Origin of the sequence: Burkholderia sp. SRS-W-2-2016, assembly GCF_001931485.1 — a bacterium.
In the GTDB taxonomy this organism is placed as follows: Bacteria; Pseudomonadota; Gammaproteobacteria; order Burkholderiales; family Burkholderiaceae; genus Paraburkholderia.
In genome coordinates, this window is record NZ_MSDV01000022.1 from 83,779 (window position 1) to 109,693 (window position 25,915).

At 65.2% G+C, this 25,915-nt stretch carries 20 protein-coding genes; 8 read left to right on the top strand and 12 right to left on the bottom strand.

The annotated features are described in order from the left end of the window. Nucleotides 1–170 precede the first annotated feature (170 nt). The gene (locus BTH42_RS10590; RefSeq protein WP_075298861.1) at nt 171–1,043 is read left to right on the top strand and encodes a LysR family transcriptional regulator; all 873 of its coding nucleotides are present in this window, start codon (nt 171–173) and stop codon (nt 1,041–1,043) included. Between the two features lie 59 nt (nt 1,044–1,102). Here BTH42_RS10590 and BTH42_RS36430 read toward each other — a convergent pair whose 3' ends face one another. Then, nucleotides 1,103–1,330, bottom strand: a complete 228-nt coding sequence (locus BTH42_RS36430) for an AbrB/MazE/SpoVT family DNA-binding domain-containing protein (protein WP_075298863.1) — start codon at nt 1,328–1,330, stop codon at nt 1,103–1,105. Between the two features lie 264 nt (nt 1,331–1,594). Between BTH42_RS36430 and BTH42_RS10600 the strand changes: the two genes are divergently transcribed. Beyond that, complete coding sequence (locus BTH42_RS10600; RefSeq protein ID WP_075298865.1) at nt 1,595–2,500, top strand: cation diffusion facilitator family transporter; 906 nt, start codon at nt 1,595–1,597, stop codon at nt 2,498–2,500. Here the strand turns inward: BTH42_RS10600 and BTH42_RS10605 are convergent. After that, nucleotides 2,475–3,461 (bottom strand): LysR substrate-binding domain-containing protein, encoded by a 987-nt coding sequence (locus BTH42_RS10605; RefSeq protein ID WP_075298867.1) that lies wholly within the window; start codon nt 3,459–3,461, stop codon nt 2,475–2,477. The genes BTH42_RS10600 and BTH42_RS10605 overlap by 26 nt on opposite strands. A 180-nt stretch (nt 3,462–3,641) precedes the next feature. Between BTH42_RS10605 and gtdA the strand changes: the two genes are divergently transcribed. The 4 genes from gtdA (at nt 3,642) to BTH42_RS10625 (ending at nt 7,647) form a co-directional block, all read left to right on the top strand. Beyond that, a complete protein-coding gene (gtdA, locus tag BTH42_RS10610) occupies nt 3,642–4,688 on the top strand; it encodes a gentisate 1,2-dioxygenase (RefSeq protein ID WP_075298869.1) in 1,047 nt (348 codons plus the stop codon). A 149-nt stretch (nt 4,689–4,837) separates the two neighbouring features. Next, on the top strand, nt 4,838–5,536 hold the full coding sequence (locus BTH42_RS10615; RefSeq protein ID WP_075298871.1) for a fumarylacetoacetate hydrolase family protein: 699 nt from the start codon (nt 4,838–4,840) through the stop codon (nt 5,534–5,536). A 30-nt stretch (nt 5,537–5,566) separates the two neighbouring features. Continuing rightward, the gene (gene maiA / locus BTH42_RS10620; RefSeq protein WP_075298873.1) at nt 5,567–6,208 is read left to right on the top strand and encodes a maleylacetoacetate isomerase; all 642 of its coding nucleotides are present in this window, start codon (nt 5,567–5,569) and stop codon (nt 6,206–6,208) included. A gap of 41 nt (nt 6,209–6,249) precedes the next feature. Further along, on the top strand, nt 6,250–7,647 hold the full coding sequence (locus BTH42_RS10625) for an aromatic acid/H+ symport family MFS transporter (protein WP_075298875.1): 1,398 nt from the start codon (nt 6,250–6,252) through the stop codon (nt 7,645–7,647). A gap of 132 nt (nt 7,648–7,779) precedes the next feature. On the opposite strand, the gene BTH42_RS10630 is transcribed toward BTH42_RS10625, so the two are convergent. The 3 genes from BTH42_RS10630 to BTH42_RS10640 all read right to left on the bottom strand — a co-directional run bounded on the left by BTH42_RS10630 (nt 7,780) and on the right by BTH42_RS10640 (nt 9,369). Beyond that, entirely contained in the window at nt 7,780–8,028 is a 249-nt protein-coding gene (locus tag BTH42_RS10630; RefSeq protein WP_075298877.1) for a hypothetical protein, read from the bottom strand. A 255-nt stretch (nt 8,029–8,283) separates the two neighbouring features. Continuing rightward, complete coding sequence (locus BTH42_RS36435; protein WP_372237254.1) at nt 8,284–8,541, bottom strand: LysR substrate-binding domain-containing protein; 258 nt, start codon at nt 8,539–8,541, stop codon at nt 8,284–8,286. Between the two features lie 228 nt (nt 8,542–8,769). Then, nucleotides 8,770–9,369, bottom strand: a complete 600-nt coding sequence (locus tag BTH42_RS10640) for a chorismate mutase (protein WP_075298879.1) — start codon at nt 9,367–9,369, stop codon at nt 8,770–8,772. 499 nt (nt 9,370–9,868) lie between these two features. On the opposite strand from BTH42_RS10640, the gene BTH42_RS10645 reads away from it, so the two are divergent. After that, nucleotides 9,869–10,558: a CBS domain-containing protein gene (locus BTH42_RS10645; RefSeq protein WP_075298881.1), complete on the top strand. Its 690-nt coding sequence runs from the start codon at nt 9,869–9,871 to the stop codon at nt 10,556–10,558. A 9-nt stretch (nt 10,559–10,567) separates the two neighbouring features. On the opposite strand, the gene BTH42_RS10650 is transcribed toward BTH42_RS10645, so the two are convergent. The 7 genes from BTH42_RS10650 to BTH42_RS10680 all read right to left on the bottom strand — a co-directional run bounded on the left by BTH42_RS10650 (nt 10,568) and on the right by BTH42_RS10680 (nt 24,918). Next, entirely contained in the window at nt 10,568–11,563 is a 996-nt protein-coding gene (locus BTH42_RS10650; protein WP_075298883.1) for a 2-hydroxyacid dehydrogenase, read from the bottom strand. 51 nt (nt 11,564–11,614) lie between these two features. Then, nucleotides 11,615–13,204: an aspartate:alanine exchanger family transporter gene (locus BTH42_RS10655; RefSeq protein WP_075298885.1), complete on the bottom strand. Its 1,590-nt coding sequence runs from the start codon at nt 13,202–13,204 to the stop codon at nt 11,615–11,617. A 52-nt stretch (nt 13,205–13,256) separates the two neighbouring features. Continuing rightward, nucleotides 13,257–15,368, bottom strand: a complete 2,112-nt coding sequence (locus tag BTH42_RS10660; protein WP_372237255.1) for a glycogen-debranching protein — start codon at nt 15,366–15,368, stop codon at nt 13,257–13,259. Then, the gene (locus BTH42_RS10665) at nt 15,352–17,814 is read right to left on the bottom strand and encodes a glycogen/starch/alpha-glucan phosphorylase (RefSeq protein WP_218642002.1); all 2,463 of its coding nucleotides are present in this window, start codon (nt 17,812–17,814) and stop codon (nt 15,352–15,354) included. Before BTH42_RS10665 ends, BTH42_RS10660 begins: the two co-directional genes overlap by 17 nt. A gap of 141 nt (nt 17,815–17,955) precedes the next feature. Further along, on the bottom strand, nt 17,956–19,800 hold the full coding sequence (gene ptsG, locus BTH42_RS10670) for a PTS glucose transporter subunit IIBC (RefSeq protein ID WP_075298891.1): 1,845 nt from the start codon (nt 19,798–19,800) through the stop codon (nt 17,956–17,958). A 33-nt stretch (nt 19,801–19,833) separates the two neighbouring features. Continuing rightward, on the bottom strand, nt 19,834–22,422 hold the full coding sequence (ptsP, locus tag BTH42_RS10675) for a phosphoenolpyruvate--protein phosphotransferase (RefSeq protein ID WP_075298893.1): 2,589 nt from the start codon (nt 22,420–22,422) through the stop codon (nt 19,834–19,836). Nucleotides 22,423–22,518: 96 nt separating this feature from the next. Further along, complete coding sequence (locus tag BTH42_RS10680) at nt 22,519–24,918, bottom strand: phosphoketolase (RefSeq protein WP_075298895.1); 2,400 nt, start codon at nt 24,916–24,918, stop codon at nt 22,519–22,521. 422 nt (nt 24,919–25,340) lie between these two features. On the opposite strand from BTH42_RS10680, the gene BTH42_RS10685 reads away from it, so the two are divergent. Beyond that, nucleotides 25,341–25,868 carry a hypothetical protein gene (locus BTH42_RS10685; RefSeq protein WP_075298897.1) on the top strand — a complete coding sequence of 176 codons (528 nt, stop codon included), beginning with the start codon at nt 25,341–25,343 and terminating at the stop codon, nt 25,866–25,868. Nucleotides 25,869–25,915: the final 47 nt, after the last annotated feature.

Below are 25,915 nucleotides of genomic sequence, written 5' to 3' on the forward strand. Positions count from 1 at the left end.
GGCGGCCGGCTCGCGCGCGATCTCGCCTGATGTTTTGCCGTCCATTGTCCATAGCCGCTTACATCAAGGAAAGCTAAAATTTATTGTTATTTACATCAAGAAATTTGATGTGTCGGCGCGCGCTGCCGCGGCTCGCGCGGTTTTGCTTTTATCCATGTAGAGGCCGGTTGATGAGCACGATCCGTTTTCTCCGCACTTTCGTCGCCGTCGCGCGACACGGCTCGTTCGCGATTGCCGCCGAGCAGATGGCGCTCACGCAGTCGGCGGTCAGCATGCAGATGCGCGCGCTCGAAACCGAGTTCAAACACGAACTGTTCGACCGCAGCGGCCGCAAGGTGCTGCTCAACGCGATGGGCAAGAACCTGCTGCCGCACGCGCAGCAACTGCTCGCCGTCTATGAGGCGATGCGGATGACCGCCGGCGGGTTGGAAAAGGATGTCGGGCCGGTGACAATCGGCGCGGTCGAATCGGTGGTCGGCGCGCTGGCCGAAGCGGCCGCGCATCTGAAGATGACGCGGCCGAATCTCGACGTGCGGATCACCGCCGCGAAATCCGTCGACCTCGCCGCGCGTGTCGATTCGGGCGAGATCGACGCGGCGGTGATCATCGATACGCCGGGCCGCCGGCCGGCCAGCGTGCAATGGACGCCGGTCTACTCGGAGCCGGTGGTGTTGCTCGTCAATACGAATGTGGCCGACGCGCCGCCCGCCGAGTTGCTGAAGTCGCAGCGTTTTCTGCGCTTCGATCGTACGCAGCGCACCGGCGCGCTGATCGACCGGGCGTTGCGCAAGCAGCGCTTCAAGGTCAACGAGTTTCTCGAGCTGAATTCGCTGGAAGGGATCGCGGAACTGGTGCGCCAGGGGATCGGCATCGCGGTGGTGCCGCTGCTGCGCCGCTCATCGTGGACCCGCGACGACGCGCTGCGGGTCGTGCCGCTGCCCGAGGCGGGCGTGAAGCGCCACGTCGGGATGCTGGAGCGCGCGCAGCATGGAAAGATGGGGGTGACGGGGGCGTTGGTGAGGGAGTTGAAGGAGGTGATTTGACCTTTGCTGCGGAGAACTTCGCAATCGCTCTACGGCAAATCGTGTCGATGCCTCAACCGTCATTCATTGTTGCCACTTCCGCCAAGTGTCTCTCGCTCGAACTTGAAATCGGCAGGCAGCCGGCCGCGGTACTTACGCAGACGCTCGATCCGCTCAGTCACGGTCGGCTTGCTGCTGATCGAGATCGCGCCGGAATGGTGGGCATGAATCTCGACGTGGTCGCCCTCCTTCAGACCGAGTTCATCAACGACGCCCGCAGGGAGCCGAACCGCCAGGCCGCTTCCCATTTTTCGACTCGCATGATCGCTTCCATGAATTTGCTAGCAAGCACTTTAATCCTCGCAGCTTCAACAGACAGCAAAAAGTAAGCTAGATTCGGCCCGGTCCATTGCGAGCTGATGGGGTTTTGACCTTCGTCGCCAAGGTCGCAAGAACTTGACAGTTAGTTGCGTTAATAAACTCATACGAGACTTCGCCAACCCGTTATCCGCCCCACTCCGTCCCGATATACTTCAGCACTCCACCTCTTTCACTACCGGGCGAGCCCCATCATGAAAGGCACGGACCTCGAACAGCGCATCCTCAGACAATCATTGCTGTGCACGGTGCTGATCGCGGCGCTCGGGATCGCGTTCGGGATTCTGAGCGGCTCGCTGGCGATCATCTTCGACGGCATGTTCTCCGCGCTCGACGCCGCCATGTGCAGCCTGTCGCTGCTGGTCACGCGGCTGCTCAAACAGGAAACCAGCCGACGCTTCCAGCACGGCTTCTGGCATATCGAACCGCTGGTGCTGGTGCTCAACGGCAGCGTGCTGTCGGTCCTGTGCTTCTACGCGTTCATCAACGCGGTCAAGGGTCTGCTCGAAGGCGGCCACGAACTCGAATTCGGCTGGGGCATTTTCTACGCGGTGGTGGTCGCCGCGTTCTGCTTCTTCATGTTCTGGCGCGAGCGGCGCGTGAATCGCGTGATCGAATCCGAGCTGATCGGCCTCGACATCAAAAGCTGGCTGATGTCGGCCTGCATCAGCTCGGCGCTGCTGGTCGCGTTCTCGGTCGCGTGGCTGCTCGAACGGCTCGGCCACGGCCATCTGACGCCGTTCATCGACCCCGGCGTACTCGCGGTCCTGACGCTCGCGCTGATTCCGATGCCGCTCGGCACCGTAATCGCCGCGGTCAAGGAAGTGCTGCTGATTACCCCGCCGGAACTGGAACACGAGTTGCGCGAACTGATGCAGCAACTGACCGTGGACTACGGCTTCGTCCGCCACTCGCACTACGCGACGCGGGTCGGCCGGGGGCTCTTCGTCGAAGTGCACATCGTGCTGCCCGAGGCGATGGAGCATGCCGGCGTGCGCCAGCTCGACCAGATCCGCGACCGCATCTCGCGCGCGATCGGCGAGTCCGGTCCGGACCGCTGGCTGACCGTCGCGTTCACGCGCGATCCGCGCTGGCTGTAACGGTTCTGGCGCCGCGCACGGGTTCGCCGTAATCGGCTTCGCCCGGCAGACCGCGCGCGCATTCGCGCAGACTCTCGATCGCCAGCGCGACCGCCGCGCGATCCATGTTCTCCGCGCGCCAGTACATCGACACCGCGGCCGCGCCGGCCAGTTCGATCGGCAGAATACGAATCGTGTTGAGCCGCTCGAAGCGCAGCGCCGAACGATGCGACGCGACGCCGAGCAAATCGGTGTGATTGAGCAGCGTGATGTTCAGAATCGACGAATTCGACTCGACAAAATGATGGTTCGCCATCGTGCGCCCCGCTTCGGCGAGCGCCTGTTCCATCGCGTTGCGCACCGGCGTGCCCTGCGGCCAGACGATCCACGGATAGTCGAACACGTCGTTCCAGCCGAGCGGCCCGCGCCCGACCAGCGGATGGCCGGGCCGCGCGACCAGATTGATCGGCTCCATATAGAGCGTCTCGACGCAGATCTCGGGATTGTCGTTAGGCGCCGCCGAGCGGCCCACCGCGATGTCCAGCTCGCCGCGCGCCAGTTGCGGCAGCAATTCGTTCATCGTGCTTTCCTGTAGCCGTACCTGCGCGCGCGGGATCTGCTGCAGCAGCCGCGCAACCGCGCGCGGCACCGTATCGGCCGCGGCCACCCCGGAGGTGCCGATCGTCACGAGGCCGCTGCCGCCGTCGCGCAATGCCTGCATGTCGTCGCGCGCGTTGTCGAGGCGCGCTTCAATGCGCCGCGCATGCTGGATCAGCGCGTCGCCGTAGACCGTCGGCCGCAAACCGCGCGCATGCCGCTCGAACAGCGGCAGGCCGACGTCTTCCTCCAGCTCCTTGAGCCACTTCGAAAGACCGGGTTGGGACGAGTTCAGCGCCACCGCGGATTGGCTCAGATTGCCGGTCTCCGCGAGACTGAGCAGCACTTGCAGATGCCGCAAACGCAGCCGGTGAGTCCAGTCCATGTCGTCGCGTCTCCGTCAGGTATGTCCAAATAGTTATAGATAAGAATATTTCGTTATTTTACGCGTTATACCTCGCTGCCTTATAACTACGCAACGATCAGATTTCCGGCCGCCGATCCGCGCCACGCGGGAGCCAGCGAAGCCGAAAACAGCAACCGGACGGGTTGCACGGAGACACGCATGAACGCACCCACCCAACGCGAACAACGCGCCGCCTATTACGAATCGATTGCGCAACAGCGCCTGGCGCCGTTGTGGGAGTCATTGCACAACCTCGTGCCCAAAGAGCCGCAGCCGAGCGCGCAGCCGGCGATCTGGAAGTACGCGCAAATCCGCGATCTGGTGATGCAGGCGGGCGCGGTAATCAGCGCCGAGGAAGCGGTGCGCCGGGTGCTGGTGCTGGAAAACCCCGGGCTGCCCGGCAAGTCGAGCATGACGCCGAACCTGTATGCCGGTCTGCAACTGATCCTGCCCGGCGAAATCGCGCCGAGCCACCGGCATACGCAGTCGGCGCTGCGCTTTATCGTCGAAGGGCGCGGCGCGTGGACCGCGGTGAACGGCGAGCGCACCACGATGCATCCGGGCGACTTCATCATCACGCCGTCGTGGACGTGGCACGACCACGGCAATCCATCGGCCGACGAAGGCGGCGAGCCGGTGGTCTGGCTCGACGGTCTCGACATCCCGCTCGTCGCGCATCTGGACGCCGGCTTCGCGGAGAACTATCCGCACGCCACTCAACCGGTCGCGCGCGCCGAGGGCGACAGCTTCGCGCGCTTCGGCCACAACATGGCGCCGGTTCGTCATCGCGCGACCGACCCGACTTCGCCGATCTTCAGTTATCCGTATGAACGCAGCCGCGAGGCGCTCGATGCGCTCTATCGCAACGGCGAACTCGACGAGTGGGACGGCGTGAAGCTGCGCTACGTCAATCCGGCCACCGGCGGCTGGCCGATGCCGACCATCGCGACCTTCATGCAGTTTCTGCCGGCGGGCTTCGCCGGCCGTTCATATCAGAGCACCGACGCGACCGTCTATTGCGTGGTCGAGGGCCGCGGCAACGCGTGGATCGGCGACGAGGAATTCGCGTTCGAACCGCACGACGTGTTCGTCGTGCCGTCGTGGCAGCCGGTGCGTTTGTCGGCGTCGGCCGATAGCGTGCTGTTCAGCTATTCGGACCGGCCGGTGCTGGCCGCGCTGAACCTGCTGCGCGAGCAGCGCAACTGAACCTTCTCGCGCGACCGGGCAGCGTCACGACGCCACGCGCCAACCCGGCCGCGCCAGCACTCCCCGAACCCGCGCGAGCAGACGGCCAGCCGTGCGCCGGTGGCCCGGCGCGCCCCTTTTTTCAATTCCGAGCAAGCGAGACCCGAACCATGACATTCGTCTTTACCCCTGAAGCGCCCGTCGCCGTTCCCGTCGCCGGCGGCGACGAGCAGATCGCGGTGCGCCGTGTCTACTGCGTCGGCCGCAACTACGCGGCGCATGCGCGCGAGATGGGCTTCGATCCGGATCGCGAGCCGCCGTTCTTCTTCTGCAAGCCGGGCGACTCGGTGGGGCCGGTCAATTACGGCGACACGCTCGAACTCGCGTATCCGTCGCAAACGGAGAACTACCACTACGAAGCCGAACTGGTCGCGGTGATCGGCAAGGGCGGCGCGGACATCGCGCTCGACGACGCGCTCTCGCACGTATGGGGCTACGCGGTCGGCCTCGACATGACCCGCCGCGATCTGCAGATGAAGATGCGCGAGATGGGCCGGCCCTGGGAAATCGGCAAGGCGTTCGATCGCTCCGCGCCGATCGGCCCGATCCATCGCGCGAGCGACGTCGGTCACTTCGAACAAGGCGCGCTGTGGCTGAACGTGAACGGCGCAACCCGTCAGAAGAGCGACGTATCGCATCTGATCTGGTCGGTCGCGGAGACGGTCGCCGATCTGTCGAAGTTCTTCCGCCTCGAACCGGGCGATCTGATCTACACCGGCACGCCCGAAGGCGTCGGCGCGGTGAAGCGCGGCGAGACGATGACGGTCGGTGTCGAACGTCTCGGCGAACTGACCGTGAAAGTGGTGTGAGCCGCCGTTCCCAGCGAAACAGGAGTCATCGTGCAGCTCTACAGTTTCTTCAATAGTTCGACGTCCTACCGGGTTCGCATCGCGCTCGCGCTGAAGGGCGTCGACTACGAATGCGTGCCGGTCAACATCCGCGTCGGCGCCAATCGCGACGCGCACTACGTGGCCGACATCAATCCGTCGGCGGCGGTGCCGGCGCTGGTCGACGGAGAGTTTCAGCTCGGCCAGTCGCTCGCGATCATCGACTATCTGGACGCCGTGTTTCCGGAGCCGCGCCTGATTCCGGCGGACCCGCTCGAGCGCGCGCGGGTGCTGGAATTCGCGAACCTGATTTCCTGCGATATCCACCCGGTCAACAACCTGCGCGTGCTGCGCTATCTGCAGGACGTGCTGAAGGTCACGACCGAGCAGAAAGACGCGTGGTATCGCCACTGGGTCGCCGAAGGGATGGCCGCGGTCGAACGTCTGCTCGCGCGCTCGAACACCGGTCCGTGGTGCTTCGGCGCGCAACCGACGCTCGCCGATTGCTGCCTCGTCCCGCAGATCGCCAACGCGCACCGGATGGGCTGCGATCTGGGCGACTTTCCGCGCGCGCTCGCGATCTATCGGCACGCGCTCGAACATCCGGCCTTCAGCGCGGCCGAGCCGCAACGCCAGCCCGACTACGTGGCCTGACGCGATCCCGGATCAACCGATAAAAACCACTGGAGACACCCATGACCGCTTACAGCGCACACTCGCAGCCGCCGCAATCCGCGCGGCTCGTCAACGTGACCGAGATGATCGACCGCAACGGCATTTCGCCGTTTCAGGTGCTGATCGTCGTTCTCTGTTTTCTGATCGTCGCGATCGACGGCTTCGATACCGCCGCGATCGGCTTCATCGCGCCCGCGATCCGCGCGCAATGGCAGCTGAGCCCGGCCGAACTCGCGCCGGCGCTCGGCGCCGGCCTCGCCGGCCTGATGGCGGGCGCGCTGCTGTTCGGGCCGATCGCCGACCGCATTGGCCGCAAGCGGATGCTGTTGCTGTGCGTGTTCGGCTTCGGTATCGCCAGCGTCGCGTCCGCGTTCTCGACCTCGCTGACGATGCTGGTCGTGCTGCGCTTTCTGACCGGAATGGGACTGGGCGCGGCGATGCCCAACGCGATCACGCTGACCTCCGAGTACTGCCCGGCCGCGCGCCGCTCGTTCCTCGTCACGACGATGTTCTGCGGCTTCACGGTCGGCTCCGCGCTCGGCGGTTTCGCCGCGGCCGCGCTGATCGAACACTACGGCTGGCACTCGGTGCTGCTGGCGGGCGGCGTCGTGCCGCTGCTGTTGCTGCCGGTGCTCGCGCGCTTCCTGCCGGAGTCGGTGCGCTATCTCGCGGCGGCCGGCCGTCCCGCGCCGGAAATTACCGCGATCCTGCAACGCATCGCGCCGCACGAGGATTTCACGGGCGCGAGCTTCGTCACGTCGCACGGCAAGGCGGCCGGCTCGCCGATCGCGCGCCTGTTCCGTCCGGATCTGCTGCGCGGCACCGTGCTGCTGTGGTTCACGTTCTTCATGAGCCTGCTGGTGATCTATCTGCTGTCGAGCTGGCTGCCGATGCTGCTGCGTAGCACCGGCGTGTCGCTGCAAACCGCCGCGCTCGTCACCGCGATGTTCCAGGTCGGCGGCACGATCGGCGCGATCGTGCTCGGCTGGCTGATGGACCGCATCAACCCGCACTACGTGCTGGCGATCAGCTACGCGCTCGCCGGCGTGTTCACCGCGGCGATCGGCACGCTGACCGCGACGCCGTGGCTCGCCGCGCTCGCGGTGTTCGGCGCGGGCTTCTGCGTGTCGGGCTCGCAGGTCGGCGCGAATGCGCTGTCGGCGGCGTTCTATCCGACCGACTGCCGCGCGACCGGTGTGAGCTGGGCCAACGGGATCGGCCGGATCGGTTCGGTGGTCGGCTCGCTGTCGGGCGGCGCGATGCTCGCGGCCGGTATGTCGATGCCGGCGCTGTTCCTCGTGGTCGGCGTGCCGGCTGTGTTCGCGGGGATGTCGATGCTGGCGCTCGGGGTGTTCGGCGGGCATGGCAAGCAGGCTGATGATGCGGCGGGGTTTGCGGAAACCGAGTCGGCGCGCTGATGCGCTGAGCGGTTCTGTTTGACTGATTAATTGACTGATTAATTGACTGGTTGACTGATAGCGGTACGGCGATTCGCGTTGCCGTACCGCTTTTGCGTTGTTACGCGTGGGTGATTTTTGCCTGCCGCCGCTTTAGTTCGACGGCCGGCCGCAATCGGGCGGCGGTCCTTTCGGCGGCTGATTGCCGTTGCCGTCGCCATCGCGCGGTGGTGGCGGCGGACGGCCGGAGCCCGCGTCCGACGGCGGCGGTCCGGGCGGATGGTCGAAGCACGGCGGCGGCGGGCGATTGCCGCCATCGCCGGCGGACGATTGCGCGTGAGCCGTTAGAGATACGCCAAGCGCGCACACGGCGAGCGTGAGCGCTGCGAGCCTGCCTTTCATCTAGCTGTCCTTGTTCGAACGTCGCGGGGGCGACAACGCGGACGACCTTACCGCGCGACAGCCGACGATTGCGCTGTGGTAAGTGTCGGGAAGCTTACGGCGCCTTGCAGCGTTTAATCTATCCGCGATTCTTTTGACAACCTCCCGGACACCTAAGCAATTTCGCGCGACAGCGGCGCGCGCGTTTCATTCAGCCGAGTAGCTTCCGCCAACGAGTGCATCCGTGAAGTCGAGACGCCGAGAAAGGGACAAGCTTCATTGCGCAGATCGGGAAACACCGGAGGGGTGGCTGGCAAGCAATGCAGCGCAGCGCTCCCGCAGGAAGGCACTCAATTCATTAATCGCCGGCGTCAGTTGCTCACGGCGGGCGCAAATCAAGTGCAACGGCGAAGGCTCACAGTACTCCGGCGGAAATAACTCCATCAGTCTCCCGGCCTTCAGATCGTCGATGAGATCGAGTCGCGATTTATAGACAAGACCTTCCCCCGCTATCGCCCACGGCCTCGCGAACAGAGAGCCGCGAGTGGGTGCTGGCGCATGGCGTTCATTACGTCCTCGATCACCATCGGCCTTGGGCGCCCGCCTGACAAAGTCTTACATCGAAAGAAATTTCAATATGGAAACACTTGTACTAAACAGCGCTCAGGGTCGCTTCCAGACGCCTGCGGGCGTTCGGGTCAGCAAACCCGCTACGTCAATGGCATCAAGAGCCAGGGCACTGGGCGCCGGCGTGAACCGCAATTACATTGACGGAAAGTGGTCCAGACACACACGCGCGAGCGCCCGATCCATCGCCATCGCATACAGCGGATCCAGTGCGTGACTAGCGATATATTCTTGCGTCGCTCGCGCCAATTGGGTATTGCAATCGGGTTGCGCACGCAAGCTCTTCGTATCGACCAGTGCTTGAATAATGCCTTGCTGCAACCGGTCCAGTTTCGGGCGAACGTCTGTCGTCAGGTCGACGCGTTTGTCGTCGGGCGCGCGTCCTGCTCGATGCCATTGCGCAATCAACCCGTATTGCACGAGTTTATTGGCTTCAATCTGGTCAGCGAAGAAACGCATTGCCAGTTCCGCCGGCAGACCGAGCGCACGCGCCTCTTCGGAGGCCGCGCGGATCACATCCGCCTCGCGCGGCAAATCTTCGACCGGCTTATGCGAGTCCCACTTCGACAACGCCACTTGCCGCGCAATATGCAGGCGCGCAACCGTCATATCGAGTAGCGGAAGAAACGGCTGGTTGACTGCCGCAACACTCCCGGACGGAGGCACGGCGAACTGCAGGACCGCAGCGAGCGGCGCAATCAGAAAACGCGATCTATAGAGACAGAATTTCAGCATGGGGCGGTTCGTTATAAATGGATGCGGACGCCGACGTTGCAATACTTTGCTCGCCGTCCTGGCGCGCGAGGTCGGGTGCGTCGTGGCTTGCTTGAGGTTCCAACGCGACAATGATCTCCGGTCGGGCACCGCAACGGAATCGGACAAATGTCCGATCTCGACAAGTCGACGGCATCGTGTTCTGCGGAATCGCTCCACGTTGTGACGCAATTGCTGCAACGCAATGCGAAAAATCGCGGTTGGAACCAACTGTACTGTTATTTATGTGCTGAAAACGGTTTGCCTCGAACCTGTTGTGTCCTATGACGAAGCGGCAAAACCTTCCGCGCCGCGCATACTACGCAGCAAAGTTAACCTACACTCAGTGCGTGTCGATTTTTCGCAGGCCTCTGTTTATCCAGGCGCCTCAGCACCGGGCGAACCGCCGCCGGTGCGTCTGCCGGAATCGCGCGACGGGTGCAGCAGTTGAGGACGCGTCGCGGCCCGCAAGGGGACCAACATGCGCGCAGCCGACATCATGACCTCCACCGTCGTGACCGCCACCCCGGACATGACGATCCACGACGCAGCAAAACTGTTCGTCGACCATCACATCAGCGGCATGCCGGTGCTCGACGCCGACGGCCAGCTCATCGGCATCGTCAGCCAGGGCGATCTGCTGCACCGGGTGGAAAACGGCACCGGCCACGCGAAGCGCCGATGGTGGCTCGAACTGCTGTCATCTTCGCGCGAGGAAGCCGCCCGCTACGTGCGCGAGCATGGGCATTGCGTCGGCGACGTGATGTGCGAACACGTGATCTCGATTCCCGACGACATGCCGTTGCAGCAGATCGCCGATCTGATGGAGCGCCGCCATCTGAAGCGCGTGCCGGTGCTGCGCGACGGCCGCCTCGTCGGCATCGTCAGCCGCTCGAATCTGATTCGCGCGCTGGCCAGCGTCGAGCCGATCGTCGATTCCGGCACGCATGACGATGCAAGCCTGCGCGACGCGATCGTCGCGGAAATGCAAGGGCAACGCTGGGGACTCGCGAAGCACGGCGTGATCGTCCAGGACGGCGTCGCGCATCTGTGGGGCGTGATCGAGTCCGAAGAGGAAAAGCGCGCGATCCGCATCGCGGCCGAAAACGTGCCCGGCATCAGGCGGGTGGAAAGCCACCTCGAATCGCCGACCGTGCTGCCGACGATGTAGCGTACGCCGCTACGCTGCCTTCACCTCGTTCTCCAGCGGCTGCCCGTGTTCGAACGCGGCGATGCTGGCGAGCGTCGTTTCGCAGATGGTCGTCAGCGCCTCGCGCGTCAGATAGGCCTGATGGCCGGTGACGATCACGTTCGGAAACGACACGAGGCGCTGGAACACGTCGTCGGTGATGATCTCGCTCGACAGGTCGCGGAAAAACAGATCCGCCTCCTGTTCGTACACGTCGATCCCGAGACCGCCGAGCTGGCCGCTCTTGAGCGCGTCGATCACCGCCTCGGTATCGACCAGCCCGCCGCGGCTGGTGTTGATCAGGATCGCGCCCGGCTTCGCGCGCTCCAGCGTTTTCGCGTTGATGATGTGATGCGTCGCCGGCGTGAGCGGGCAATGCAGCGAAATGATGTCGGCCTTCTCGCCGATCTCGCCCGGCTTCACATAGCGCAGCCCCAACGCCTCGAATTCCTTCGATGGATACGGATCGAAACCGATCACCTCGCAGCCGAAGCCGAGCATGATCTTCGCAAACACGCAGCCGATCTTGCCGGTGCCGACCACCGCCACGGTCTTGCCGCACAGGTCGAAGCCGGTCAGGCCGTCGAGCGAGAAATTCGCGTCGCGCGTGCGGTTGTACGCGCGGTGAACCTTGCGGTTGATCGCGAGCAGCAGCGCAACCGCGTGTTCCGCGACCGAGTTCGGCGAGTACGTGACGACCCGCACCACTTTCATGCCGAGCCGCGCGGCGGCCTCGAGATCGACATTGTTAAAGCCCGTGCAACGCAATGCGAGCAGCCGCGTGCCGCCTTTGTGCAGCGCCTCCAGCACCTGCGCGTCGGCGCGGTCGTTGACGAACACGCAGACCGCGCCGTAGCCCGCCGCGAGACCGACGCTGTCCATCTCCAGCGCGACGTCGAAGTATTGCAGCCGGTGCTGGCCGGCCTGGTTGGCCGCGTCGAGATACTGGCGCTCGTAGCGCGTCGAGCTGAATATCGCCACTTCCATGATGGACTCCTTATCGAATCGAAATCGGACCGCCGTGCGCGTGGTTCATCTCTAACCCGCCGCGATCGAAATCGCGATCTGCACGAACAGCACCTTGACGATGGTCATCGACGGAAAAATCATCGCGTACATGACGTCGGGCTGTTCGGTCGGCGCGATCCGGTTCGCGAACGCGAGAATCGCCGGATTGCCGGTCGCGCCGCAGATCACACCGACCGACGTATCGAACGGCAGCCGGAACAGCCACAGGCAGCACGCCGCCGTCACGCCGACCAGCACCAGCAGCGTGATCGCGCCGTAGAGCAGCAGCAGCGGCCCGGCGCTGCCCACGGTCGCGATGAACTTCGGTCCGCACGCGATGCCGACCTGGGCGAGAAAGATCGTCAGCCCGAGATTGCGCAGCACCAGATTCGCGGACAGCGGCATCACCCACACGAACGGTCCACTGCGGCGCGCCTTGCCCAGACACAACGCGACCAGCAGCAAGCCCGCGAGACCCAGACTGAACGCGCTCAGCCCCGGCAGGCGCAGCGGAATCGCGCCGACCAGCAGCCCCACGGCCGCGCCGATGCCCAGGCAAATGAAACTGAGGTCGGCGGTGGTCTTGATCGAATCGCCGAAGAACGCGCGCACCGTCGCCTGATGCGCGCGGTTGACCAGCAGGCCGACGCGGTCGCCCGCCTCGAGGATCAGGTCGGGCGTCGACAGCAGATCGGCGTCGCCGCGCCGCACGTGCGCGATCGAGCAGTTCACGCCGTCCGGAAAGCGCAGATTGCCGAGCGCGATGCCGACCACCGCCGGGTTCGATGCGAACACGCGCATATAGTCGAGGTCCTCGCGATGACTCGCCATTCTTCCGGGTTGGAGTTCGCCGCATAGCGCGGTGGCTTCGTCGAGCAGGCGGCGTTCGGTGGCGGTCGCGAGCAGCACGTCGTCGGCGCGCAGCGTGAAATCTTCGCTCGGCAGCTGGTTGTGATGCGCGCGCCGCACCGCCGCGATCGCGACGCCGGCCGGCAGGCGGGTCGACAACTCCGCGAGCCGCAAACCGAACAGACTCGCGTTGCGCAGCGCGATTTCCGCGGTCTCCATCAGCTTCGCGGGCGGCTTCGCGATCTTGACCTTCAACGCGACGCTGAGCGCGTAGATGAACAGGATCGGCCCGGCCACGCCGAACGGATAGGCGACGCTATACGCGACCGCCGCGTCGTTGCTTTTCATCGACGCGATCGCGACCTGCAGGCTCGCGGTGCTGGTGCCGCTGCCCGCGAACATCCCGAGCGCATCGGCAAGCGTGATGCCGAAGCGGATCAACCCGCACGCGACGAGGCCCGACGCGATCACGCCGAGACAGGCGGCCGCGTTCGCCTTCGCGCCCTCGCGGCTGGTCAGCCCGCGAAAGAACTGCGCGCCGTACTGAATGCCGATCCCGTATAGAAACAGCAGCAACCCGAGCGTGCCCAGCAATGCCGGCGGCGTGGATTTCGGCGCGAACGCGCCGACCGCCAGCCCGACGAACAGCACGGCGCCGGAGCCGAGCGCGACGCCCTTGATGTTGACCTCGCCGATCAGGTAGCCGAGCGCGATGGTCAGAAACAGCGCGAACAGCGGCTGACTGTCGAGGAAAGTTCGGACTGCTTCCATACCGCCCCTCCTAACGATGGACCCGGCAATGCGGCGCGAGACGACAGCGCGGTCACCCCGCTTCGAACACGACGACGCTGCGCGCTTCCACGCGGCAGACACTCGTCTCGACACGCGCGGTGCCGAGCTCCGTCACGCAGCAATCGCGCGGCGCCGCCTCGGCCGTATCGACGACGCGCCGCCAGCTCGCGCCGTCCGCCGCGGGCAACGCCGCGTCGCGGGCGTCGGCGTTCATATTCAGGACGACGTGCAACATCGGCTCGCCGCTCACCGTGCCCGCAAGCGTGAACGCGACGAGGCGCGCCGCCGGATCGCCCCACGGCGGCGCGTCGAGCCGTTCGCCGTGCCACGCGATGTCCGGCTGGCTCTGACCCGGCGCGGGGCGCCCGGTCAGAAAGCGGCGCCCGCGCAGGCTCGGGTGGCGTTTGCGCAGCGCGATCATTCCGCGCACGAAGCGCAGCATGTCGAGCGCGTCGGCGGAACAATTCCAGTCGAACCATGAAATCTCGTTGTCCTGACAGTACGCGTTGTTGTTGCCGCGCTGCGTGCGCAGCGTTTCGTCGCCGGCCAGCAGCATCGGTACGCCGCGGCTGAGCAGCAGGATCGCGAGCAGATTGCGCGCCTGGCGCAACCGCAACGCGACGATCTCGCGGTCGCCGGTCTCGCCTTCGGCGCCGCAGTTCCACGACAGGTTGTCGTTGCAGCCGTCGCGGTTATCGTCGCCGTTTGCTTCGTTATGCTTCGCGTCGTAGCTGACCAGATCGTTCAGCGTAAAACCGTCGTGACAGGTGACGAAGTTGATGCTGTTCGCCGGCAGCCGGCCGTCGTCCTGATACAGATCGGCGCTGCCCGCGATGCAGGTGCACAGCTCGCCGACAAGACCCGGCTCGCCGCGCACGTAGCGGCGAACCATGTCGCGGTAGCGGCCGTTCCATTCGGCCCACGCCATGCCCGGAAACGCGCCGACCTGATACAGGCCGCCGGCATCCCACGCTTCGGCGATCAGCGGCACGCGCGCGAGAATCGACGACGCCTCCATCACCCACGGCAACGGCGGCACGTGCAGCAACTGGCCGTTCTCGCCGCGCGCGAACACGCTCGCCAGATCGAAGCGGAAACCGTCCACTCCGAGTTCGCGCACCCAGTATTCGAGGCAGCGCACGATGAACGCGGTCACCATCGGATGATTGCAGTTGACCGTGTTGCCGCAGCCGGTGTAGTCGAGATAGTGCTGCGGGTGATTCGGATCGACTAGGTAGAACGCGTCGTTGCCGAACACCTTGAAGTGGATCACCGGACCGTTCTTGCCCGCTTCGGCGGTGTGGTTGAACACCACGTCGAGCAGCACGCGAATGCCGGCCTCGTGCAACGCGTCGACCAACGCGCGAAATTCCTGCGGCGCGCGCGCCGGGTCGACGCAATAGCGCGGATGCGCGCAGTAAAAACTATGCGTGCTGTAGCCCCAGTAATTGGACAGGCCGAGCGCGGCGACCTGGGCCGGCACATCCTGTTCGTCGTACGCCATCACCGGCAGCAGCTCGACATGGGTGACGCCGAGTGCCTTCAAATAAGGGATTTTCTCGATCAGGCCCGCGAAAGTGCCCGGATGCCGGACCCCGCTCGACGGATGCCGCGTGAAGCCGCCCACATGCAGCTCGTAGATGATCGCGTCGTCGAGCGTGCGGATCGCGATGTCGTCCGCGCGGCGCGGCAGCGGTTCGGTGACGATGCCTCTGAGCGAGCCGGCCGCGACCGCCGCTTGCGGCTCCTGGGCCTGCGTTGCCAGCTCGCGCGAATACAGCCGGTCGCTGACGCCGCGCGCCTGCGGGTCGAGCAGTTCCTTGCGGCTGGCGGCCTCGTCGCTCATCTGCGGCACGCCGAGCGGGCCGTACGCGCGCCACGTATAGCAGCAGCGCAGCGGCAGATCCTCGACCAGCACATGCCAGTAAAAATAGGGGTGATTCGCGTCGCCGCTGAGCGCGACGACCTGAAACGGCTCGACGCTGTCCGGCGCCGCGTACAGCAGCAGTTCGACGCGCGTCGCGTACCGGCAGAACACGCAGAAGTTCACGCCGTCCGGCACGACCGTCGCGCCGGGCGGAAAGCGCGAGCCGGGCCGGGTGCGATAGCGCGCCGGCGCGGATGCTTCAGGGCTGAGCAAGATCGATCCTCACCGCGCGCGTGTTCCAGATGCGCGCGCAATACTCGGCGATCGCGCGATCCGACGAGAACTTGCCCGAGCGCGCGGTGTTCATGATCGACATCCGGGTCCATTGCCGCGCGTCGCGCCATGCGTCGCTCACGCGCTCCTGACACTCCACGTAGGCGGCGAAATCGGCGAGCACCAGAAACGGATCGTGGTGCACGAGGTTATCGAGCAGCGGCCGGAACATGTCCTTGTCGCCGCGCGAGAAGCGCCCTTGCGCGATCTGTTCGAGCGCGTCGCGCAACGCGTCGCTGCGTTGCAGGTAGTCGGCGGGACGATAGCCGGACGCCTTCAGTTCTTCCACCTGCTGCGCGGTCAGACCGAACAGGAAAAAGTTCTCCGCGCCCGCTTCTTCGCGAATCTCGACGTTCGCGCCGTCGAGCGTGCCGATCGTCAGCGCGCCGTTGATCATGAACTTCATGTTGCCGGTGCCGGACGCTTCCTTGCCGGCCGTCGAAATCTGCTCGGAAAGATCGGCGGCCGGATAGATCCAGTGGCCGTTCTTCACGTTGAAGTCCGGATAGAAGACCACTTTGAGCCGGCCATTGAGCGCCGCATCGTTGTTCACCACTTCGGCGATCCCGTTGATCAGACGGATCATCAGTTTGGCCATCGCGTAACCGGGTGCGGCCTTGCCGCCGAACACGAAGCAGCGCGGCGCGACGTCGAGGTTTGGATTGCGGCGCAGCCGGCTATACAGATCGATGATGTACAGCGCGTTCAGATGCTGGCGCTTGTATTCGTGGATGCGCTTCACCTGGATATCGAACAGCGCGTCGGGGTCGACCGTGATGCCCGTCGCGGTTTCGATACGCGCGGCCAGTGCCGCCTTGTTGTCGCGCCGGATCGCGCGCCACGCGTCGTGGAACGCGGGGTCGTCGGCATGCGCGGCGAGCGCGTCGAGGCGGGCGAGGTCGCGGGTCCAGTCGGTGCCGATCGTCGTATCGAGCAGCCGCGCGAGGCCCGGATTGCTTAGCATCAGAAAGCGTCGCGGCGTGACGCCGTTGGTCACGTTCAGAAAACGCTCCGGATACATCCCGGCGAAATCGCGCAGCACGGTGAGCTTGAGCAAGTCCGAATGCAGCGCGGCCACCCCGTTGACCGAATGACTGCCGACGCTCGCCAGATGCGCCATGCGCACCTTCTTCGAGCCGGTTTCGTCGATCAGCGACATCCGCGTGACGCGCGCGTCGTCGCCCGGATAGCGGCGCCGCACGTCGTCGAGAAAGCGCCGGTTGATCTCGTAGATGATTTCGAGCGGGCGCGGCAGCAGGTTTGCGAACAGCGGCAAGCCCCACGTTTCGAGCGCTTCGGGCAACAGCGTGTGATTCGTGTACGCGAGCGTGCGTTGTGTGAGATCCCACGCGGCATCCCATGACAGCAGCCGCTCGTCGATCAGCAGACGCATCAGTTCGGCGACCGCGATCGATGGATGCGTGTCGTTCAGCTGCGCGGCGAACAGATCGGCGAAACGGTCGATCGACGTGCCCTTCGCATCCATCAGGCGCAGCATGTCCTGCAGCGAGCACGACACGAAAAAGTACTGCTGCGCGAGACGCAGGCGCTTGCCGGCATCGGGCTCGTCGTTCGGATAAAGCACTTTTGACAGCGTCTCCGACACGACCTTTTCCTCGACCGCCTGGTAGTACTGCCCCGCGTTGAAGTCCTGAAAGTCGAACGATTCGACCGCTTCGCTCTTCCACAGACGCAACATGTTGCAGGTGTTCACCCGATAGCCCTGCATCGGCATATCGCAGGCGACGCCTTTCACCTGGCGCGACGGAATCCAGCGCACCCGCAAGCGGCCTTCGGCATCGGTCGTGCTCTCGGTGTGGCCGCCGAACGACACGTAATAGCCGACATCGTGACGCACGATTTCCCACGGGTTGCCCTTCTGCAACCACTTGTCCGTGCATTCGACCTGCCAGCCGTCGCGAATCTGCTGATCGAAGATGCCGAACTCGTAGCGGATGCCGTAGCCGATCGCGGGGATTTCGAGCGTCGCGAGCGAGTCCAGATAGCAGGCGGCGAGGCGCCCGAGGCCGCCGTTGCCGAGTCCCGGTTCTTCTTCGAGCGCGAGCAGTGCGTCGAGGTCCTGGCCGAGCGCGCGCATCGCGTCGCGCGCTTCGGCCTGCATACCAAGGTTCAGCAGACTATTGCCCAGTTGCGGACCGATCAGGAATTCCGCCGACAGATAGCACGCGACTTTCACGTCGCGCGCCGCGTAGGTTTTGGTGGACGCGGCCCAGCGCGCCAGCATGCGGCCCTGCACGCTGTACGCGAGCGCCATGTACCAGTCGTGCGGGGTCGCGACGTCCGGGTAGCGCGCCTGACGGCAGATCAGATTTCGTATGACGTCCTGATGAAACGGCGCCGTGGCTGACTCAGAGGTCGCGTCGTTCATCGCCGCGCCGTGCTGCGCGACCGTGGAGGTCGCGGGAATGTCGCTCATGCTGGTACTCCGCTCCGGTTCGGCAGCCTGCGGGCATTAGCACGCCCGCGCTGCCCGCTGCCCGCTGTCCGCTGTCCGCTGCCTGCTTGCCTGCTAACGCATCGCGCCCGCGAGTCTCGCCGCGCTGAGCCCCACGATCAGATCGAGCGCGCCGTTCTTCAACGCCTGGGTCGCGGCCACGCCCGCGGCGGTCAGCGCGGCCGCGTCGATCCGCGATGCGTCCAGTACTTCGACGCGCAGGCGGGTCGCGGCCAGCGCGTCGAGTTTCCTGATGTTGGCCGCGCCGCCCAATGCCGCGCGAATCTGCTGGGCGCGCGCGGTCTCGTCGGGTGAGGTTTGTTGTGCGGTCTCGGCGGTGGTAGTAGCAGTGGCAGTGGCTGCGGCCGCCGCCGTGCCCGCAACCGCTACAGCGCCAGCGCCAACAGCGGCGCCCGCTGCCGCCACATCGCCAACCGCACCCACCGCCGGCAAATCCGCTTCGCTTCCCGCGGTCTTCAGGTACTCCTGCATATCGGTCTTCATGTTCTCCGACAGCGGCCCGAAGATCGCCTGCACGCCGTTGCCGACCCGCACCACGCCGGCGGCACCGAGCGCCTTGAGCTTGTGTTCGTCGACCCGCGCCGGGTCTTTGACCGAAATCCGCAGGCGCGTGATACAGGCATCGAGACTCGTGATATTCGAGCGGCCCCCAAAAGCCAGCACCAGCTCGCGCGAGCGTCCGCCCACGCCGCCTGAGGTGACCGCCTGCGTTTCGACCGCATCGTCCTCACGTCCCGGCGTTTTCAGATTGAAGCGCTGAATCACGAAGCGGAACACGCCGTAGTAGATGACCGCATAAATCGGACCGAGGATGAACACGTACCACGCATGCGTCGCCTTGCCGCCGATCAGGTTGAACATCAGAAAGTCGATGCCGCCCTGCGAGAACGTGAAGCCCATCCGCATCCCCAGCGTATTGGCGACGAACTGCGCGGACGCCGCGAGGCACGCGTGAATCAGGTACAGGACCGGCGCGACGAACAGGAACGCGAATTCGATCGGCTCGGTGATGCCGGTGAGAAACGAGGTCAGCGCGGCCGACACCATCATCCCGCCGACCGCCACCTTCTTCTCCGGCTTCGCGCAATGCCAGATCGCGATCGCGGCGGCCGGCAGCCCGAACATCTTGAACAGGAACGCGCCTGCGAGAATACCGGCGGTCGGATCGCCCGCGAAATAACGGGTGATGTCGCCGTGCACGGTCTTGCCGGTGCTCGGATCGAGGTAGCTGCCCATTTCGAAGAAGAACGGCACGTTCCAGATGTGATGCAGTCCGAACGGAATCAACAGTCGCTCGACGAAGCCGTACACGGTCGCCGCCATCCGCGGATCCGACACCGCGGCCCAGTGCGAAAACGCGCGGATGCCGCTGCCGATCGGCGGCCAGATGAACGACAGGATCGCGCCGAGCACGATCGCGCCGATCGCGGTCACGATCGGCACGAAACGCTTGCCGGCGAAGAAGCCGAGATACGCGGGCAACGTGATCCTGTAGTAGCGGTTGAACATCCACGCGGCGAGGCCGCCGGCGAGGATCCCGCCGAACACGCCGGTCTGGATCGACGGAATGCCCATGATCGTGTCGGTCTCGATCCCCTCGATCTTCGCGATCACGCCGAGCGTCGCGGTCATCACCAGATAGCCGATCGTCGCGGCGATGCCGGACACGCCGTCGTTTTCGGTAAAGCCGAGCGCGACGCCGACCGCGAAGATCAGCGGCAGGTTCGCGAAGATCACGTCGCCCGAGTTCTTCATCAGCGCGAGCACGGCGGCCGGCACGTAACCGTGAAAGTCGGTCGCGCCCAGACCGAGCAGCAGCCCGGCCACCGGCAGCACCGCGACCGGCAGCATCAGCGATTTGCCGACCTTCTGCAACACTCCGAATGCCTGCGAGAACATGGCTGGTCTCCTCGTGATCCGCTCAACCGATGCTCATTCGGCGAAGCGGGCAAGATGCGCGCGCACTTCGGCGGCGGTGCCCAGCCGCAGCACTTCGGCCGCGAGCTGACGCGCTTCGTCCATCGTGATCCGCGCGAGCTGCGCCTTGATCGAACCGACCGCCGGAATGCTGACCGACAGTTCATCGATGCCGAGACCCGCGAGCACCGGCACGGCCATCGCATCGGATGCAATCCCGCCGCAAATGCCGACCCACTTGCCGTGCTGGTGCGCGCCGTCGACCGTCATGCCGATCAGCCGCAGCACCGCCGGATGCAGCGCGTCGGCCTGCTTCGCGAGTTGCGGATGGCCGCGGTCCATCGCGAGCGTGTATTGCGTGAGATCGTTGGTGCCGATCGAAAAGAAATCGACTTCGCGAGCGAGCGGCTCGGCGATCAGCGCCGCGGCCGGCACCTCGATCATCACGCCGACCTTGACCTCGGTTGCGCGCTCGCCGGCTTCTTCGAGCAGGATCTTGCGCGCCGCGAGGACCTCCTCGATCGCGGCGATCATCGGGAACATCACATGCAGTTTGCCGAGCGGCGCCGCGCGCAGAATCGCGCGCAATTGCGTGCGAAAAATGTCGGGACGCGCGAGGCTCACCCGCACGCCGCGCAAACCGAGAAACGGATTGTCTTCCTTCGGCAGCGGCAGATACGACAGCGGTTTGTCGCCGCCGACATCGAGCGTGCGCACCACCAGCGTCCGGTCGCGCCCCAGCGCTTCGGCGACCGCGCAGTATTCGGCGGCCTGTTCGTCTTCGGTCGGCGCGGTGTCGCGCGCGTCGAACAGGAACTCCGAGCGCAGCAGCCCGACACCTTCGGCGCCGGCTGCGACCGCGTCGCGCGCTTCCTGCGCGTTGCGGATGTTGGCGACGACTTCGATGCGGTGGCCGTCGGCGGTCATCGCGAGCTTGCCCGCCGCCAGTTGCTCCTGCTCGCGTCGGGCGGCCTGGCGTTCGATGCGCTCGCGCGCCTTTGCGAGTTCGTCGGCGCTCGGGTTGCGCCGCAGGCTGCCGCGCGAACCGTCGAGCACGACCGGCGTGCCGTCGGCGAGGTCGAGCGCGCGTTCGTCGATCCCGCAGATCGCCGGGATGCCGAGCGAGCGCGCGAGAATCGCGACGTGGCTGGTCGCGCCGCCGCTCGTGGTGCAAAAGCCGAGTACCTTGCTGCGATCGAGCGAGGTGGTATCCGACGGCGACAGTTCTTCCGCGATCAGGATCGACTCGGCCGGCACGTCGATGCTCGCCTGGGTCGCGCCCGCGAGCAACGCGAGGACCCGGCGGCCCACGTCGCGGATATCGCCGGCGCGTTCGCGCAGCAGCGGATTGTCGAGCTTTTCCAGCGTGCTCGCGTGGCGCTGGAACGCTTCGCGCCACGCGAATGCCGCGCTCTTGCCCGCACTGATATGAGCGATCGCGATGTCGTTCAGGTCGGGATCGTCGAGCAGTTCGAGATGGGCGGCGAGAATCTGCGCCTTCGATGGATCGGCGAGCGTCGCCTTCAGCGCCTCGATCTGTTGACGCGCCTGGTGGCGGGCCGCTTCGAGTTGCGCGCGTTCGCGTGGCGGCGACTCGCCCGCTTCGCGCACCTCGATCACCTGCTGGCGAAACTGCACGACATGGCCGACCGCGAGGCCTGGCGATGCGGATACGCCGGAGAATTCGTTGGCGTCGCGCGCGGCGGCGGGAATGGAGGCCGGTGCGGGCGCCACTGCATTCGCCGCAGCGGTTCCGATTGCATTCGCTGTTGCACTCGCCGCAGCACCATTCACCGCCGCCGCCGGCGCGGCGCCAGGCTCTTCACCGGAGCCCTCGGCCAGCAGACGCGCGAGCCGGCTCGCCGCCTCGGCCGCATCGGGACCACGCGCCTCGACGCGCAGCTTGTCGCCGAACTGGGTCGCGAACCCCATGATCGCGACGACCGACTTCGCATTCACACTGGTGCCGCCCGGGCGCAACAGCCGGATCTCAGACTGGAATTTCTTCGCTTCGGCGGCGACCACCGCGGCGGGCCGCGCATGCAGACCCGCCGGATTCGGCAGCGTGATTTCGCCCGACAGCACCGTGCCGCTCGGGTCCGGCGCCTGCCCCGCCGCGCTGCCGGCGACCAGTTCGAGGTACAACGCGACGTCGGTGCCGGCGCTGACGATCCCTTGCGCGGGCAGGTAGCGCGCGACCCGCTCGCCGTTCGCGATCACCATCTGCGTGAGCAGACTGGCCGCCTTCGCGCCGACCACCACAGGATCGAAGCGGATCAGCGGCGCGCCCGCCGCGACCGAGTCGCCCTGCTTCACCAGCGGCTGGAAGCCCTCGCCGCGCAGCAGCACGGTGTCGAGCCCGATATGCAGCAGTACTTCGAGACCGTTGTCGGCGGTGATCGTCACCGCGTGATGGGACGCGTGCAGCAGCGTGATCTTGCCGGCCAGCGGCGCGAGCAGTTCGTCCGAAGTCGGATCGATCGACACGCCGTCGCCGACCATCTTGCCCGCGAAGACCGGGTCGGGCACGCTGTCGAGCGGCACCATCACGCCCGACAGTGGTGCGATCAGTTCGACGCGCAGCGAATGCTGAGGGGCTTGCATGGCGATGACTCCCGGTGCGGTGACGCCAGCGTGAAGCGGTGCGATACAGCTGTCCGATAAAGCGGTTCGATTAACCGGCTAAATGCAGCGCCCGCTTCAATACGGCCACGTCCATTCGGAGATTTCGGTGCGATCGGTGCCGTGCTCGTGCGCGTAATTCAGATTGAGGATGATCGCGTTCCTCATGTCTTCGCGCAGATGCGCGGTCCTGCCCTGCAACCGCGGCACCCGGTCGAGCACGTCGAGCACGAGGTTGAAGCGGTCGACCTTGTTCAGGATCGCCAGTTCGAGCGGCGTGTTGATGTTGCCCTTTTCGGTGTAGCCGCGCACGTGCAGATTCTCGTGGTTGCGGAACCGGTACGCGAGCTTGTGAATCAGCCACGGATAGCCGTGAAAATTGAAGATCACCGGTTTATCGACGGTAAACAGGCTGTCGAACTCGCGCTCGCTGGAGCCGTGCGGATGCTCGCTCACCGGCTGCATCCGGAACAGATCGACCACGTTCACGAAACGCAATCTCAACTCTGGCAGACGCTCGCGCAAAATCGCGGTGGCCGCGAGCGCTTCCTGGGTAGCGACGTCGCCGCACGAGGCCATTACCGCATCCGGCTCGGCGTTCTCGTCGTTACTCGCACGACGCCATACGCCCATCCCCTTCGCGCAATGCACGACCGCTTCGTCGATCGTGGTGAATTGCAGGTGCTTCTGCTTGTCCGCGACGATCACGTTGATGCAGTCGGTCGAGCGCAGGCATTCGTTCGCGACGACGAGCAGCGTGTTCGCATCCGGCGGCAAATACACCCGCGTCACCGACGGACTCTTGTTGGTGACCAGATCGATAAAGCCCGGGTCCTGATGCGAAAAGCCGTTGTGATCCTGACGCCACACCGTCGACGACAGCAGGATGTTCTGCGACGCCACCGACGCGCGCCACGGCACGTGGTTCTTGCACACGTCCAGCCATTTCGCGTGCTGGTTGAACATCGAGTCCACCACATGCGCGAACGCTTCGTACGTGTGGAAAAAGCCGCGCCGGACGGACAGCAGATAACCTTCGAGCCAGCCCATCAGCGTGTGCTCGGAGAGCATCTCCATCACCCGGCCGTCGGGCGCGAGTTCGCCGCCGTCGTCGTCTTCCGGCAGCCGGTCGGCCATCCACACTTTCTTGCTGACCTCGTAGATCGATTGCAGGCGGTTGGACGCGGTTTCGTCCGGGCCGAACACGCGGAAGGTGCGCATATTGCAGCGCATCGTGTCGCGCAGGAACTGGCCGAGCGGCTGCGTGTTCTCGCGCAGCACCGCGCCCGCGTGCGTGACCTCGACCGCGTAGTCGCGAAAGTCCGGCAGCTTCAATTCGCGGCGCAGCAGGCCGCCGTTCGCGTGCGGATTGGCGCTCATCCGGCGCGGTCCGCGCGGTGCGAGTTCGCGCAGTTCGGCCAGCAGGCGGCCGTCGCCGTCGAACAGTTCGGCCGGTTTATAGCTGCGCAGCCAGCTTTCCAGCAGCGCCAGATTCGCCGGATTGCCGCGCACGTCGGAAAACGGCACCTGGTGCGAGCGCCACGTGCCCTCCACCTTATGGCCGTTGATTTCCTTCGGCCCGGTCCAACCCTTCGGGGTCCGCAACACGATCATCGGCCACAGCGGCCGCTCGGGGGTCGCGCCATCGGCGCGCGCGCAGTCGTGAATCGCGCGAATCTCGGCGAGCACGGTATCGAGCGTCGCGGCCATCTTCTGGTGCAGTTGCGCGGGGTCCGAGCCTTCGACGAAATGCGGCGTATAACCGTAGCCCTCGAACAGCGCTTTCAGTTCACGGTGGCTGATGCGCGAAAGAATCGTCGGATTGGCGATCTTGTAGCCGTTCAGGTTCAGGATCGGCAGCACGGTGCCGTCGCGCGCGGGGTTGATGAACTTGTTCGAATGCCACGCGGTCGCGAGCGGCCCGGTTTCGGCCTCGCCGTCGCCGATCACGCAGGCGACCAGCAGATCGGGGTTGTCGAGCGCGGCGCCGTAAGCGTGCGACAGGCTGTAGCCAAGCTCACCGCCTTCGTGGATCGAGCCGGGCGTCTCGGGCGTCACATGCGAGCCGATATGGCCCGGAAACGAGAACTGCTTGAAAAACTTCTGCATCCCCTCGACGTCTTCGCTCTTGTCCGGATACACCTCCGAATAGGTGCCCTCCAGATAAGCGGGACCGAGTACGCCCGGCGCGCCGTGGCCGGGGCCGGCCATGAAAATCACGTCGAGGTCGTCGCGTTTGATCACGCGGTTCAGATGCGCCCACACGAACGACAGCGCCGGGCTCGCGCCCCAGTGGCCGAGCAGCCGGTGTTTGACGTGTTCGGCCACGAGCGGCTCGCGCAGCAGCGGATTGTCCCGCAGATAAATCATGCCGACCGACAGGTAATTGCAGGCTCGCCACCACGCGTCGATGCGGGCGAGTTCGTCGCCGGATAGCGGCGTGCGAAGCGAAGCGTCTGAAGCGGTTGGTGCGCTCATCCTGACGTCTCCTGTCCGTGCGGCGCGGGCCCGGCTTGAAACGGCGCAGCGTCGGGCGCGCTGCAACGACGCGGTGTAGCGATGGGAAGGTGCCGGAGCGCGGCGAGCCTCGCGACGGCCGTCGGTATTGCCGATGCCGTAGGCGGTTTTCGCGCTGTGCGGTTCTCAGGTTCCAGGGTTCTCTGGCTTTCACGCTTTCCGGCTGCAACTCTCAGCCTAGTCGCGCGCTGCCCGCTTGCCTATCGGACCTTGGTCCGATTTGCCGCCCGGCCGCGCGTGGCACGTTTGAGCCTGGTGCGGTGTTCGCCGCGTGCGATTCGCGTACGATTTGCGTATGTTTCGCGCGGGATTTTCATGTGACGATCACTTGACGGTCACGTGACAGCCGCCACCCACGCCATGCACAAACGCGGGAGAGACCTATGAAACAGCGCATTACTTTTGCGTCGTCGTCGCCGTGCGCGTGCGCGGTCGCGCTCACGCTTACGCTCCTGCTCGGCGCGTGCGCGCAGCCGCAGCAGCGCGTACAGACCGGCATGGATCAGCAGACGGTAATCGCGACGCTTGGTCCTCCGAAGGAAACCTATGATCTGCCCGACGGCGGCAAGCGTCTGATGTGGCCCACGCAGCCGATGGGCACCACGACCACCGCCGTCGATATCGATGCATCGGGCAAGACGACCCGTGTGCAGCAAGTACTTCAGGAACAGGAGTTCTATCGCGCAGAGGTCAACAAATGGACCCGCAACGACGTGCTGGTCGCGTTCGGCCGGCCGTTCGAGACCGCGTATTTCAAGCGGATGGAGCGCGAGGTGTGGTCGTACCGGTACATGGAAAGCAACATCTACCACATGATCTTCAATTTCTATTTCGACCCGCAGGGCGTGCTCAGGCAAACGCAGAAGCAGCCGGACCCGGTATTCGATCCGAGCCAGCGCAACAAATTCTGAAGCGACGCGCACTTTCGAAGCGACGCGTAGTTAGTTAGGGGAACGAG

Coding starts and splice junctions, on each gene's coding strand:
- BTH42_RS10590 (WP_075298861.1), top strand. CDS start 171: ATGAGCACGATCCGTTTTCTCCGCACTTTCGTCGCCGTCGCGCGACAC.
- BTH42_RS36430 (WP_075298863.1), bottom strand. CDS start 1,330: ATGGGAAGCGGCCTGGCGGTTCGGCTCCCTGCGGGCGTCGTTGATGAA.
- BTH42_RS10600 (WP_075298865.1), top strand. CDS start 1,595: ATGAAAGGCACGGACCTCGAACAGCGCATCCTCAGACAATCATTGCTG.
- BTH42_RS10605 (WP_075298867.1), bottom strand. CDS start 3,461: ATGGACTGGACTCACCGGCTGCGTTTGCGGCATCTGCAAGTGCTGCTC.
- gtdA (WP_075298869.1), top strand. CDS start 3,642: ATGAACGCACCCACCCAACGCGAACAACGCGCCGCCTATTACGAATCG.
- BTH42_RS10615 (WP_075298871.1), top strand. CDS start 4,838: ATGACATTCGTCTTTACCCCTGAAGCGCCCGTCGCCGTTCCCGTCGCC.
- BTH42_RS10625 (WP_075298875.1), top strand. CDS start 6,250: ATGACCGCTTACAGCGCACACTCGCAGCCGCCGCAATCCGCGCGGCTC.
- BTH42_RS10630 (WP_075298877.1), bottom strand. CDS start 8,028: ATGAAAGGCAGGCTCGCAGCGCTCACGCTCGCCGTGTGCGCGCTTGGC.
- BTH42_RS10640 (WP_075298879.1), bottom strand. CDS start 9,369: ATGCTGAAATTCTGTCTCTATAGATCGCGTTTTCTGATTGCGCCGCTC.
- BTH42_RS10645 (WP_075298881.1), top strand. CDS start 9,869: ATGCGCGCAGCCGACATCATGACCTCCACCGTCGTGACCGCCACCCCG.
- BTH42_RS10650 (WP_075298883.1), bottom strand. CDS start 11,563: ATGGAAGTGGCGATATTCAGCTCGACGCGCTACGAGCGCCAGTATCTC.
- BTH42_RS10655 (WP_075298885.1), bottom strand. CDS start 13,204: ATGGAAGCAGTCCGAACTTTCCTCGACAGTCAGCCGCTGTTCGCGCTG.
- BTH42_RS10665 (WP_218642002.1), bottom strand. CDS start 17,814: ATGAACGACGCGACCTCTGAGTCAGCCACGGCGCCGTTTCATCAGGAC.
- ptsG (WP_075298891.1), bottom strand. CDS start 19,800: ATGTTCTCGCAGGCATTCGGAGTGTTGCAGAAGGTCGGCAAATCGCTG.
- ptsP (WP_075298893.1), bottom strand. CDS start 22,422: ATGCAAGCCCCTCAGCATTCGCTGCGCGTCGAACTGATCGCACCACTG.
- BTH42_RS10680 (WP_075298895.1), bottom strand. CDS start 24,918: ATGAGCGCACCAACCGCTTCAGACGCTTCGCTTCGCACGCCGCTATCC.
- BTH42_RS10685 (WP_075298897.1), top strand. CDS start 25,341: ATGAAACAGCGCATTACTTTTGCGTCGTCGTCGCCGTGCGCGTGCGCG.